Source organism: Legionella navarrensis (genome assembly GCF_052527415.1).
In genome coordinates this window covers 54,185-68,921 of sequence record NZ_JBNVZR010000016.1, presented here as the reverse complement: position 1 = coordinate 68,921, position 14,737 = coordinate 54,185, and the positions used below count along the sequence as shown (strand labels likewise).

The window sequence follows — 14,737 nt, the reverse complement described above, 5'->3', positions numbered from 1 at the left end:
AAATTCTGCTCTGTATAATAAAACCCAGTATTCAGTTGGAGACAATCTGTCGTGAACAATATTTCCGCTTTGCCCACAATTGGTATTGCAGGTGTGACTATTCCTGGTGCAATTGATTGCATTAATAAAATCAATCAATTTTCTCGTGAATTGTTTGAAGAGTTCCGCTGTCCAAATATTAAACTGGATCAACCTGATTTTTACCCGACACATGAAGCACAAGTTGAGTCTAGATGGGGTATGGTTGCAGACAGACTTGTCGCTTCAATCCAGTCTCTAGCAAAGTCCGGTGCTGATTTTGCTATCATTCCTGCCAATACGGTTCATATTGTTATTGAGAATATACAGAAGCGTTCTTCAATACCGGTGTTAAATATGCTGGAAATTGTTTCAGACACTTGCCATGAAAATGAGCGGAAAACGGTTGGTGTTCTTGGAACCCGTTGGACGATGAGTGGTCATTTGTACCAAAAACCGTTTGAAAAAGTCGGTATTACCGAGATGATTCCCACGGATGACGAGCAACATATTATTCAAAAGGCTATTTTCTCGGAACTGATACCACGAGGTTGTGCAAGTAATGAGACAGTATTGGATTTGCTCCGTGTTGTTAATCGAATGAAAGACAGCGGATGTGATTCTGTTATTTTGGCATGTACTGAATTGCCCCTGGTTTTGAATACGGATAATTGCGGCATACTCGCATTTGATACTACGGCAATACTGGCTCAGGCAGCTATAGCTGAATCTGTTCGATTAATGAAGAAGTCTGTTGATAACAAATGCAGGCTGCAATCATGAAGAAGAAATTTGTTTGAAAGTAATTTTTAATGGGAAGGTGATATGGATAATGGTCGCTATAAAGTTCCAACGGATGAGGATTATGAGCCAGGCTCTAATGATAGTGTATTGAAAAATTTACTTGGGATTAAACGTTCTGAGGTAATTGAGCAAGTTGAAGCACAAGAGTTGTTGCGGATTGGTCTGGAACTTGTTGCGCTTTATGATGCAAATTATCAATTTCTGGCGGAAGATATTTGTAATATTCATGAATTGTGGTTGGCAGGGATCTATGCGTTTGCCGGTAAATATAGAACTGTGATGATGAGCAAAGATGGGTTTCCTTTCGCTAACCCAGAGCGCATTCCACAACTAATGGCTGTTTTTGAGTCAAACTATTTACAAAAATATACGCCTTGTAATGGGCTGAGTGATAAGGAGCTGGCTGAGGCAATAGGTATTGTACATGTGGAGTTAATTATTATTCATCCATTTAGAGAGGGGAATGGAAGAGTTGCACGATTGCTTGCAAATTTAATGGCACTTCAAGCCGGAAAAGATATGCTTAACTATGCGGCAATAGACAGAACTATAAACCCGAATGGATACAAAAATTATATAAATTCAATTCATGAGGGGTTTTGCGGTCACTATGAAGGTATTAAAAATATTTTTCTTGAACTCTTCAAAGATAGTTGATTATGTTAATTACGATGTAAGCGGCTTTTCATTTTATTAAGTACGGCATCGGTTTTAACAGAATCAATCTGAATATGAACGTTAGAAAAAGACGCAACCTTTATGCCCTCAACACCACAAGAGGTTCTTGCAGAGCGTGCATTGGAAGTTTCTCGATGGGCCTTATTTATTAAATAAGGATTCGTTTCTATTAGAGGTTTCATGTAGTTATTATAACATAAAACTACATGAGGGTGATACATATTGGGGAAACTCAGTGTGCCGCAAACGTGCCGTAACTGTGACCGCGCTCCGCTGTTCCAGGCAGTATCAGGCAGTTTTTCCCTGTTTTGACGCATCGCAACGTATTGATATATATAGATTTTAAACTTAGAGTATAAGGCTTCGAACCAAGGTGTCGGGGGTTCGAGTCCCTCTGAGCGCACCATTTAAAATCAAAAACTTTGTTAACCTGCTGACCCAAGAGACAGCAGCTGCTTCCATATCCCTCTCTGCACAGCTATTTTTTAAAATAATTTGGTAGTTGACCAAGTTTAATAATCAATTCTGTTTTGTTCTTACAACCCAATCGAACTTTAAGATTATGTAGATAGCACTCGATAGTGCGATAAGATAATTTAAGCTCCTTTGCAATGGCTTTTGCAGACATACCCTGCATTAGCAAATAAGCGCAGTCTTGTTGTCTGGCAGTTAAACTGAACGAGGAATGGCTGGCAGTAATTATTTCTCCCTCATTAAAAGGTAAAACAAGCTTATGTCGCTCAGCTTGCTTTAAAAGTTTTGACGCTTTTTCATGAAAGTTGGGAAGGAAATTTATTATTGTTTCTAAATTATTAAAATAATTATTTACAATACCATTATCATCTTCTGAGGTAGCAAACCCCAGGCTATCACAATAATCGTCTGTTTTCTCGCCAAATAGATAAAGACCATGGCCAGCGCCCATTAGCTTTGCTTCCTGATATACCGCTTGATTAGGCAGCGTAGACCATAAAATAATTTGTCCAGAATCATAGCTATCAGGATGCTTATCATTACCACAATATAAGTATTTTTTATTAGAGAAAAAATCTTCCATTATGATTGGTAAACTCACAAGGTAGATACGATCACCATTATTATAAACACGTGTGTATGATAAATAGTCAATTCCAATAGAACGCAGCGGTTCACAGAGCGATACCATATCCGGACAAAAATTCAAAAATGGGTGTTTAAAAAGGTTCATTTAATACCAAACAATCAAAATCCAGCGTATCCCTACCATAATTAGTGCATATTTTATTGTAATTTCTGCTCTATTAATATACTAATAATTAAAATATTGGTTAAGTCTAATTAAATATTAAATATTAAATATTAGCTCGCAGGTTCACCAAGGTGCACTTGAAAAGTAATTACTTCGATACCATTTCTTTGACCATATAATAATTTATAAATGAAACACCTCTGATGAATTTGGTTTGTTCATTGAGCGTAATATAGCCATATTTTTCAAAAAATGGCTTTGCTGTGATGCTTACCTCAGAATATAACTGCTTTATCCCCAACTCCCTTGCTTTGGCTTCTCTTGCGAAAAGCAGATCTTTACCGATGCCTTGGCCTTGGTAGTCCTTATGGACGAAACCACGATAAAGGCAGCCGTTTTCCTGCATATCAGCGAAGCCAATAATTTGATTGCTCCCAACTGCTACGGCAACAAAACTGTGATTTTTTGAAAGCGAATTTTTCCAACTGGTTAAATCAGGAGTTAATGGCGCCCAGGTATCCAGCTGTTCTTGCGTATAATCCTTGCAGTTAATGTGATGGACTGTGTCGTAAAATAGTTGATAGATCGCCGCTTCATCCCCTTGCTGATATTCTCTAATATAGAATTTACAGGATTGAAAGGCAGGAAAATATTCAAGTGGTTTTGCATCAGGCCAGTGTTTTTTCAGTTCGATGAATACCGTTTTAGCCATTGCTGTCAAATGCGGTAATAAATGATTTGACGTTGCTACCTCAACAAATGCCTGCAACCGCGAAAGGACTCGAGGCCTTACCCAATTCTCCGCAGGCTTCCATAACGAGTTATCTGGAACAGGGCCTGAAGGCCCCACGCGATCCTGTTCCAGTGCTGATTCGATATAATGAAGGGTTTGCTGAAGGATCCAAAATCCACATGCCTCCGTATAGGCTTTTTGATAAAGCATGTCGTCTTGGGCTTTTGTAATGGTGCGACTGATTTCTTCACGATAAATTAATTCCAGCTCATTGATAATGGATGAAGGAATCGCTTTGGCACACCAACAGGTTGGCATACTCATACGTAAGTACGTCGCATCCAACAAGGCGTTTCTGACAAAGGCCCATTCAAAATCAATCAGTTGTAGTTCATGGTTTTCTTCGTGATCAAAAACATTATCGGGGCAGATATCGCCGTGCGTTAATACAGTAAATGACCCCGGTTTTATGACTGATTCGATCAAGGTTTCTGCTTCATGAATACATTCATCCGACAACCATAAACCCAGAGTTTTATGCGTTGTTTGCAATCGGCTCATTAAATCCTTTTGAACTTGTTCCAGCAAATCTTCGTGTGTATCCTTTTCGCCATGAATTTTGCATAAAATAGCTTGATATAAATGGGTTTGGCCAAAGCCCGCTGCATGAAAACTCCCCAGAGCTTTCATAAATCGCATCAGCGCACGAGTTGCTTTACCGCGATCGGAGGCTGTCAGGCTATCGACCAGACTAACATGCTCAAGTCCTAAATCCTCAATCAAAATAAATCGATATTGTTTATCACCACCATAAAAATGTGGCGTATTATGCCTGCGTTGAGGCAGGATTGATGCAAACTCAAGCCCCGCCCAATCTCTTGCAAAACGGGCATAGGCTTCTTTATCGTTTTCCTTTTCTGGCAGGGATTGTTTCAAAATTACTGTCTTTGGAGCGTTATTGCCGTGATTTGCCAGACCAAGGCGTAACACAGAATTTCTTCGATCAGGCTCACTTAAAAATACAATCGAATCGATGTCGACTGCTGTTTTAAAGTACGCCGACAGCAGTTGTTTAGCCTTTTCAATTAGCTCTGGATTGGCTTGTTGATTTTTTTTCACGCTTGTATTCCCGGATTAAATCAGTCTGAGTTATGGTGCTGAAGGTGCGATCACTGCAGCAATAGACGCCATCATCAAGCAGTATATCGCGGATACATTGGCGAAATTTACAGAAAAAGCCTGCTATGTTGCTTATTAGTGACTAACGTAACTTACATTCACCATGAGTACTCATTTATGCGTATCAGTTTATTACGGATTCATATAGTTGCAATCCTCTCTCTTTATCCCGATCGTGGATGGACGCACATTTATGGGTGCGGTCATACTCGATCCAGATACCAATTTTTTTGCTCCGGTATGTTCTACCCTGTCATTCGTAAAGTCAAAAAATCTATAACCGGATTTGATAATTTTCTTACTCATTCCATTATACTGCAGGATGATTTAAAAATGTTTTTTTTGCAGTGCTTCTTCCTGGTAACTTTGCTTCTGGCTTGAATTTTGGAGACCTTTAAGAAAAAATCGATGACGGCTTGTATCTGCCTTATTAATATCGAATAGCTTTACTGTTTTGACTTCCAAATCACTATTTATCCTGTAACCAGGTTTGCCTGAAAAAGGAGCAGGTAATATTCTTTCAATACCGCCGGGTAAAACCTCAACTTGTCTGTCCTGCACCCTTTCTGCCGGTATCATGGGTAATGAAGTGCCTGGTGTTACAGCATTGGGTGGTATACCAAAAACAAATTTAGGACGTTCCGATGAAGTCAGCATAAACTTCATCAGCATATGCAGTTGCTGGACACGTTCGTTGAATTGTTCTGCTGAATAATCCTTGACGGCATGAAGACCGGCCGCCAAATGCTCAAATAAAACCCAGGCGACCCCCGCCCGATAAGAGTCATCTGCGAAAAGGTCTCTTGCTTTCAGCTTTGCTCCCCATGCCTGAAAAGATTTTTTATGCAAATCATTTTCTGCGGCATAATCACCAATCAACGCCATACCCTCCAGATATCTTATTGGTTGGTACATCATTAAGCCATCTAATAGATATTGAGCCATGGAATCATGTGATTTGAACTGACCGTACACATTGTTTAATAGACGAAGCAAAGGAGGTTGTTTAATACCCGCTATCTGACGATGCATTCGCTTTTGGAGTCGCTCTATATCATCCTCTAAGCAAACAGGCAGGCTTTCCATCTTCGTAACCGGTTTTGCGTTTAGCCCTCCGATGTGACCTTCAGGATGCGTTTCCATTCTCCTGACAACGAGGGATTTTTCCAAAGCGATCGGTTGATTAAGTCTTATCTCCTTGGGTACAACCGCAGATTTCCTGGATAAATCAAGGGGCAGGCAACTCCTGAATGCCTCTTTTACCTCAGCATGCCGGACTGCATCACGCCTGTCTTTCAAATAGGTACCAAATCGGCTTGGCGAGGTTGTCGATGTAGACGGCTCGGCGCCTGGTTTTGTATTTTTCGATGGTTTAGGAGCAGGTTCACTGGCAGCTGCCAAGTGCTCAGGCGGCACCGGTTGTAGAGCATTCTGTTTAATCAAATTTGCAATATTCTGAAGATGTTCGTTCATCGCCATATCAATCCCCGGATGGATGATTTGACCTTTTGCTATGGCAATAATCTGCTGAGTCAAACGCTGGGTGATTTTTGCGTAAAATTGATTTTTCAGGGACGCTATTGCGTGAGGATTGAAAGTAGATGATTGCGCGCTTTGGGCAACTTTTTGATGATAGAAAAACAATAACTCAGCCCTGAATTTTCTGGTGAAATTATCGGTTAACTGTAAAATCCTGTCAAAAGCAACACCCATATCTGCGATGCGGAGAAATGTACCTACGTGCCTGTGTTGATTGGCGAGTACCCCTTTGATAATGTTGTTGGCTATGGTGAAAAACAGGGTTGATTTTTCCTGCATAATCTTTGCCGCCATTTGGTTAAGCTGCCCTTGCATGGCTGAATTTTGATTGCTTACATCAAGTTGCAGCATTGCATCCATGGCTGATTGACAGTCTGGAGTGTTTAAATTTTTCTCAAGACGTTTGCCTATTGCCTCTTCTATGTCCCCGGAAAACCGGTCCATAGCTGCTGTAGTTAATTTATCCACTGCAAAATTAAAAACTTCCCTGACACCGGCATCAATGACGCGTTTAACTACTTCTTTTTTTGCCATTTCCAATACTTTTTCATGATTCAACTGTCTCGCTGCCATATTTTCCAAGGCAGTTTTACCTTTGGCAGCTTCCGCGGCCAGTCCCAGATCGGCGCTGTTTTTTAATACTTCGAGCCCCATGGATATCACCGTTACCGAGACGCTGCCCACTTTATTGGCCAGATACGCATTCCAGTCAAAATTCCCTGAAATCAGTGCGCGGGCGGCATAAATAATATCGTTGATGCCTTCCTGGATGAACATGGAACCAATCGTGGGAGCGGCGTAAGATATAAGAACACCCACCACAATTTGTAAAATACCCAGAAAAGCGACACACAGGGGGCCAAAGCCACTGCCTTTTTTTTCTTTGAAGAAAGGTTGAAGGCTGAATAGATGCGACAGGCCTGAGGAATGAAGCTCTCTGATTTCTTCATCAGGTCTTAAACTGGCGTCCGGAAAAAAATCCTGTAAATTCTTAAGCTCACAGACTTCAAAATCTACTTTTTGTTTCGCTTTTCTGGCTTGATATCGAGCCTGTTGCATGATACTGATATTTTGATCGATGTTTGCAACTTCAAGCTTGAGCAACTCAATTTTACAATGGATTTGTCTGGCAAAATCGTTGGTAAAACCATTCGTGGTAACAGGATTCAAATTATGAACAACCAACATGGCATTTAATTGTGGGATGATGTGATTTTCCAGATTGGATTTTGCCATTTGCAAGTCCGCCAGAACCTCGTCCTTATAGTTGCCTCCTTTTAGGAAGATGCGCGCCTCGGCACGATTATAATAAGCCTGAACAGCTACCAGGGGATCATCAACAATGGCATCGGTATAGGTGGCTATGGCTTTGGCAAAATCAGGCTTCTTGACGCCCCTGATACCAAAGTTTAACAGATTTCCCTGTTGAACCTGCCGGCAAGGGTTTTTACGGATGACGCCGAAATCATTACGCATGGATTCAATGAATTGTTCAAATTCAGCCTCAATTAAGGGCAGCATGGTGTCAAGATTACAATCTTTTTCCTGTTTTTTTTCTATCCCCTGAAGCCAATAGGCCCATTGCTCCTCTATGCCACCGATTCTATGTTTTGCATCGTCCTGACCTTTTATACTATTTATAAACTCACGGAATTTGAGATATAAATCATCTTTCAACAGAGCCAAACGGATCCCCTGTGTTTTAATTTTATATACACGATTGGCCTCTACCTCATCCCGCAGAACCCTTAACGTTTCTATATTGTTAAAATAAGCACTGTCCTGTTCTCTGAATCGGCGATGCATGTCTTCTCTGTTGATGATCAACTGAGCCGTTCCCCGATTTCCCTTGCGTGCTGTTCGACCAAATATTTGCTGTTCAACGCGCAGATTAAGTGGCAGTGAGGTTAACATAATATGCAAGCCGCCCTGTTCTTCGATCAAATCGATATGATGTCTGGCAAAATACCAATCAATTCCTCGACCAGCTATCAGGGTCGCTATAATAACTTCTCCCGCTTCCATGGCTTGTGAGGGCGTATTCATTTCTTCCGTATCATTACGAGAAAAGCGCGTGATCTTTCTGCAAACATTTGCTTTAAAAATCTCTTGTTCCAGATAAATGACATCTGCAATCGTTTCCGCAATTACTAGTACAGGCCGCCTCTCGCTGACTATTTTCCCTGCACTGCGAATGATTTCGTCAAGCCAGGCGCTTTTGGTCGGTGCAACAATTCCCTCATATTCCATGAAACACTTCGGTTTATAAGTGGGAACAAACGCTAAATCCAGTTGATACATTTCTTTAAGCAGAGCTTGTGTATCAGCGCCGCCCAAGGTACCGGTCAGTCCAAAAATCTGATTACCATAGCGTTTGCATAAGCCGGGGGTTGATAAATAATTACCCATCAATCGCGGTGGCTCCATTTTCAGTCCGTGCTTTAGCTCCAGAAAACTGTGAAGATAAGTCCAGCGCGTATTTTTAAGAACTTCTCCGGTCAGATTGTTGTCTACAATAGTAATCACTTGCCGGTCTTCATCATCCCTGAAATTGTCCGTGATTAAATAATGTTTGTTTTCATGATAGCGGTAATAAGCCCCGACTGCTGCATCAGCAAATTCCTCAGCTTGAGCCAGTACAAAAGTCTTCAAATGTTTGGGAAGAAGGATGGGAGAATTGGGATCCTGAGCCAGATTTTCAATGTACTTTTTCAACAGATTATTCGCAAAATGCACGAGATGATGAACCTTTGTTTCCGTTCTGCCATCGGCTGATTGATACACCCATTCTCCGTCTTTTGCGACGATTGATTGACCAATACGAACCATCATATGCCAGGCTGCTACAATCACATGATTCACATATTCAAGCGCCGGGTGGTGGCTGTTAATCATGGCTCCGCGTTCTGCGCGATCCACCAATAAACTGTCCACTTCATCAAAAAAAAGAATACGAAATGGCCTGCTGCCACGTGTTATTTTTTCTCCCATCAGCTCGTAAATACTATCCCATTGATATTCATTCGTGTCTCCATACACAACGTTGGCTGAATAACAGGCTCTGGGGGCTTTTCCATCATGGTCTTTGCCATCAATATTATCTGCGACTGTCAAGCCCAGATTGGCGAAGAAATTTTGTGTTTCATGCGCATCGCGCCTTGCCAAAATCGTCGAGCTGGAAACCACATCCACGAAATCAAATTGCAGTGCTTTAAGGGCTGCAAACATGGAAACAATTTTGGTTTTTCCCTCCCCGGTTTTAACTTCCGCAAGGCAGCCTCGTGCCTCTGATTTCAACAGAATCAGCAAACTTATTAATTGAATGTTACGCGGTGTTTGACCAGAATCCAGAACGCTGGCGCGCATAATCACCGCAATCATCTCGGTCTGGAAGGCTTTGTCGCAGGCTTTTGCTTTGTTCTGGCTAACGGCTTGTGCCCATGTTTGGCAATGGATAACATCCCAGGCTTCAATGGGTTTACCGGCAGGCAGAAAATGCGAATCGCCAGTATAGGCCGCCTTCACGGCCTCCAGCGAGGCGACTAAATCATGGCTTGTCAGTAGTTCGCAAACATTGGGATTATTGACATTTAATTCACTTAGTTCTGCAATTAAACTATCCAGGTTTTTCTCATCGGAGGGTCTGTCAGAAGTTCCTGCTTCGGTAACAGGTCGTTCTGGTTCTGCACTTTGCCGGAGTATCGCAAGCACCTCATCCTTTTGCTGCTGACACACATGAATTTCTTGCAGAACGGTGGTCACAAAATCTTTTATTTCCGGGTCGTTTTTTCCGGCACAGAGACGTAATATAGGGAACACTTTTGCGACTAATGACGTTTGCAGTTTCTTTCCGCAAGCCAGAATCATTAACTTATAAACAAGCCATGCCAATTCTCGAAAGTCAGTATTATCAAAATAATGAAGGACGGTATCAGAAATGGTGGCGGGTATTGACTGGACGGCCTCCTGTTTTTCGAAATTTCTTCCTATCAATCTGAGCAGTCCTGCTGTCATGGATTTTTTTTCTGCTGCCGTATCCCGTTCTTGAGAAAAATGAAGACATTGCTCGAGCACCTGAACAGACAAGGGCATGTCGCTATGTGTTCTCTGAAAATTCAATACTATCAGCGCGTTAGATCGGCAATAGCCTGGCAGAAAGTTGGGCTTGAGAGACAGATTAACCACTTTCTGAATGGCTGTCTGTGGCAGGAAGCAAGGATGGCGAAAAAACAGGTTGCTTAATGCATCGATGCTGATTTTTGCCAGCTCAGCGCTGTCTGTTTCGAGTAACTGTTCTATATAACAGGCGAGGAGTTGTGGACTCACACGCTCATCCAGTTCAAAGTAACACAAACCGCAGGCCACCCAATTTCTGATTTCAAGACTGTCATCGTTTAATTTTTCCAACAATATCGGAAAAAATCGTTCATGAAGCTCAGCGTATGGATAGTTGAATTCGTCTGTAGCACGGGTCTTCATGTAAATGGTATGAACCGCAATGAGGATGGCCTTGGCAGCAAAGGATTTTATTGCTGGATGCCTATACTGCAACAAATGGATAAATAAATGTTGAATGCCTGTCAGAGACTTATTTTCAGCCAGGTGACGCGTTATCATTGGACTAAAATGGTCTAAATACTGTTTCATAGGCGTCTGATCACAGACTTGGCTGTTTGCAAAAGAGCAGCCGGTTTTAAATAAACACAATACAATGTCAATCGCATCATTCCCGTCTGAGTCATCGGGTAACGAATCAACAAATTCTGCCAGGGCCGTTGTCATATTTTCTACTGAATCAGAAGGTTGATCGCTACGAAAACATTCTGAAGCGATAATCAGCATCCCGGCCATGGCAAATGACTTGAATTCAGCATTATCATGACCCAGTAGTTCAATCAGACAATTCTGCATCTTTTGCATCAAGTCCGGCCTTTTGAGCAACAAGGGGACCATGTCTTTAAAATACGATTGACCCTGCTGCAGAAATGTATTTGTTATGAATGCTGATAATCGTTCCAGGGCATTGTTTTTTGCCTCCAAATCATTCAGTTGTGATGTTGCAAGGACATCCGCTATCTGGTGGAGCTCCAGATGTCCTCTTTGCGTGATGATTGCTAAAATCTCATCCTTTTGCTGCTGCCATACCATAATCGTTTTAAGATTATTCATGACAAATGCCTGCATGTCTGGATCAATGTCCTCTGCACAGACACGCAGTTTTGTAAACAAGGTTGATAATAGTGATGCTTGAAGCGTGTTTTCAGCAGCCAGAATAACTAATTTATACACCTCCCATGCTGAATCTCTCAGCTCGGCTTTGTCAAAAAAACTGAGGATGAAGTCAGGAAGGGTTGCTGGAAAGGATCGTACCGATTTTTGAGTTGCAAAATTTCGTCCAATCAGTATTAACAGATTTCTATCCAAGTTGATTTTTTCATCCGCGTCGATATTTTCTTCTTCAGGAAAATGCAGACATTGTTCGAGTATTTCATCAGACAGTGGTGTCTTGCTATATTGCAGTTGATAACATAATAACGACAGAGCATAGTTTCTGATAAAGAAGGGGATGAAGTCCAGATTCAGGCACAGGTTGACCACTCTGGAAATAGCCGTCTGTGACAAAATGGCTTGATGACGTGTTAATAGTGTATCCAGCCCGACAACGGCAACTCGGTACCATCCGGCGTTATCTGTTTCCAGCAGGTTTTCTGTGTAGCAGACTATTTTTTGTGGATCAACCTGTCCGCCAATATCAAAATAACACAAGCTGCCGGCAACCCAATGCCTGATTTCAAGGCATGGGTCATTTAATTGTTCCCATAACGCCCGCGAAAACATTTGTAGCAGTGCAAGATCTGGCTCATCCTTTTCAAAGCAACCTTCCCAGACAGCAATAAGAATAGCCTTTGCAGCAAATAATCTGAATTCAGGATGATGATGTTGCAACAAAGTTATGAACAACTCATAAATGACTGACAGAGATCGGTTATTGGAGCGATGCGACTCTATCATTCTTTGAACATTCGTTATCACATAACGCTGGGCTCGGTTCTCGAATTCATCCAGACCCTTTTCAATGACCTTGCCTGCTTCAAACAACAATAAAAGCACTTTAATAGAATCATCAACCTGCTGATTCGTAATGGTAAAATTATAAAGTTCTACTATAGTATTAATAACATTTTCTTCCGGGCTGGCGAATACAATTTGTGTTGCAGAAGATAAAATCAAGCCCATATCAAAGTTTGGATCAATTGCATAACGATATAATATATCCAGCATTTTTGAGAAAGAATGACTTCCCCTGAACGAACAGCTCTGCGCATAAAAAATACTTCCCGGCGGTGGTGGAATATCAATCCTGCGCACTTTTAACAGAATGATAAAACACACCTGGGCTGCCAATACTGTTAATTCCGGCTCCTCCAATTGTTGTAATACGAAATCAACGATTGGCTGTGAGAGCAAGGCGCGATGCTTTGAATAATGATGACCAATCAATTGTAATTGTTGCCTTTTGAGCGTGACTTGCTCCATCGTGCAATCACTTTTTACTGCAAATTGAAGTGCTTGTTCAATGTTTTTCCAAGTCAAAGGCTCAACTTTATCCTGCATCCCCAAGTTGCATAAAAGGGCCTGGATGACGTGAATATTCCTGAGTACATCATCCATTCCCAATAGATTTTGGGTGTACTGTTGTAATAACGGCAAATCAGGAAAGGTATGGTCAGTCAGGTAGCACAAGCTGCATGCCGCCCAATTTCTCAGTGCTTGATTCGGTTCTTCAAGACATTTGATTAATGGCGGCAAGAAATTTTCCCGGATTTCAGAAAGCTTTTCCATGCGCTTGTATTCCAGGACCATTATCAACATGGACTGGAGAGTAAATAGCCTGATTCCTTCTTCATGATGACTCATTAATTGTATCAACAGATTCTGTATTGAAAGCAAAGGCTTTTGTTCATTTAAAAACTGGCGAATAATGTTCTGAAAAGAAGGTAAAAAACACAAGCCTTGAGAAATGGATATTCTTACATAAACCGAATATCCTTCTAATACTTTTTCCATTTTTTTCGCTTCGGCATCATCAACATTAATGAGGATAGCATCAGAGTCAGCCAAGGGAGTTAACTGCAAGGTCTCCTGCCTTTGATAGTTTATTGCTATCAGTTCAAGCAGCGTTTCCGCGAGCATCTTTTTATCATCCAGGTCGGTATCCGCTACTTCAGGAAACTGAAGGCATTGTTCAATGATTTCTACAGAGTGCGTCAGTCTGTTATATTGCACCTGTAAACTCAATAAACGTAATACTTCGTTTCTATCCCATGGATCAAGAAGACTAGGCCCAAGACATAGATGAACCAGTCTCGAAACCGCTGCTGGCGACAGAAAGCAAGGATGTTTGAATGGCAGCCTGGTTAAAGCCATAATGCTGATTTGTTGCCAGGCAGGATTATTTGATTCCAGTACGTTTTCTGCGTAGCTGATCACCCGCTGTGGTTCAAAATGCCCGTTAATATCAAAATAACACAAACTGCAGGCAATCCATTTTCTTATTTCAAGGTTGGGATCGTTTAATTGTTCCAATAATTCTGGTAAAAAAATGGCCTCAAGCTCAGCGAATGGATAATTATCTTTATTAAAAATAAAAGTTACCAAATAACTTTGATAGACTGCAGTGAGGATGGCCTGTGCCGCAAATAATCTTATTTCCGGGTGATTATGCTGTAATAAATTGATGAGCCGATTGTGTGTCCTTGATAGAGACCGGGCTTTTGAACGATGAAGATCGACTATTTTTTCGAAACTATCGAAATACAGGTTAATACATTTTTTGATTAAACGAGGATGGTAGTTATCCTGAGCCTCAGAAACGATTGACAACAAACCATCGAATGCAAATAGCTTGATTTCATCGTCAGGATTATTCAGTAATTCAACCAATAAAAGATGGATTTTGTGCAACGATTTTGGCTTTTTATGCAACCAATGGATATTTTCTTGCAAACAGGACTGATAATACAACCCTTGTGAGCTTGTCATTCTAATAAATGCACACAATCTTTGCAGTGCATTTTCCTTTGCCTCTGGCTTGTCCTTAAGTCGCTTCCGAAGGAAATCAGCCATCAAACAGGTTAAATCAAATTTCAGATCGCCTTCAGAATAAGTTTCCTCCGGATTAAGTGTTTCAAATTTCAACTGCATAAAATAACCTCAACGGCAAAGTTCCTATTCCTTTTTCTGAATGGCAAAAGCACATCATAGATCCAGGTTGACTCATTTAAATTTTATCTACATCTTTTCATCAATTTTTGTCCAGTTCTTCCAATGTCTGTATGTCAATATCCCTGGCGCATTGCAATCTTATTGCTCGCTCATCAACGGGAAAGATACGCAAAGAAAAAATGCACATGCTTTTCTTAACATTTCTCATCCTCTGATTGCATGCGCCTTGCTCTTGCTGTCATTTTATTGGTCATTAAACCAGCAATCAATACAGTGGAATTACGGTAGTTCAATCACATCAAGAATCTGATATCCTGACATCAGTTAATTGA

5 protein-coding genes are annotated in these 14,737 nt (G+C 41.2%); 2 read left to right on the top strand and 3 right to left on the bottom strand.

Features of this window, described 5'->3' with window-relative positions; genetic code table 11:
- Positions 1–51 precede the first annotated feature (51 nt).
- Together ACQUTA_RS10320 and ACQUTA_RS10315 are read left to right on the top strand one after the other, a co-directional pair.
- Positions 52–801, top strand: coding sequence for an aspartate/glutamate racemase family protein (locus ACQUTA_RS10320; RefSeq protein WP_444988161.1), 750 nt, complete (start codon positions 52–54; stop codon positions 799–801).
- Positions 802–843: 42 nt separating this feature from the next.
- Positions 844–1,479 carry a Fic/DOC family protein gene (locus tag ACQUTA_RS10315; protein WP_444988160.1) on the top strand — a complete coding sequence of 212 codons (636 nt, stop codon included), beginning with the start codon at positions 844–846 and terminating at the stop codon, positions 1,477–1,479.
- Positions 1,480–1,978: 499 nt separating this feature from the next.
- Here the strand turns inward: ACQUTA_RS10315 and ACQUTA_RS10310 are convergent, their stop codons facing one another.
- The 3 genes from ACQUTA_RS10310 to ACQUTA_RS10300 form a co-directional block, all read right to left on the bottom strand.
- A complete protein-coding gene (locus tag ACQUTA_RS10310) occupies positions 1,979–2,707 on the bottom strand; it encodes a helix-turn-helix domain-containing protein (RefSeq protein WP_444988159.1) in 729 nt (242 codons plus the stop codon).
- Positions 2,708–2,876: 169 nt separating this feature from the next.
- Positions 2,877–4,580, bottom strand: a complete 1,704-nt coding sequence (locus ACQUTA_RS10305) for a GNAT family N-acetyltransferase (RefSeq protein ID WP_444988158.1) — start codon at positions 4,578–4,580, stop codon at positions 2,877–2,879.
- Between the two features lie 387 nt (positions 4,581–4,967).
- On the bottom strand, positions 4,968–14,384 hold the full coding sequence (locus tag ACQUTA_RS10300; protein WP_444988157.1) for a hypothetical protein: 9,417 nt from the start codon (positions 14,382–14,384) through the stop codon (positions 4,968–4,970).
- Positions 14,385–14,737: the final 353 nt, after the last annotated feature.

Bases quoted from the DNA above. Each gene is read 5' to 3' on its own strand.
- ACQUTA_RS10315 (WP_444988160.1), top strand. From the start codon at position 844: ATGGATAATGGTCGCTATAAAGTTCCAACGGATGAGGATTATGAGCCA.
- ACQUTA_RS10300 (WP_444988157.1), bottom strand. From the start codon at position 14,384: ATGCAGTTGAAATTTGAAACACTTAATCCGGAGGAAACTTATTCTGAA.
- ACQUTA_RS10310 (WP_444988159.1), bottom strand. From the start codon at position 2,707: ATGAACCTTTTTAAACACCCATTTTTGAATTTTTGTCCGGATATGGTA.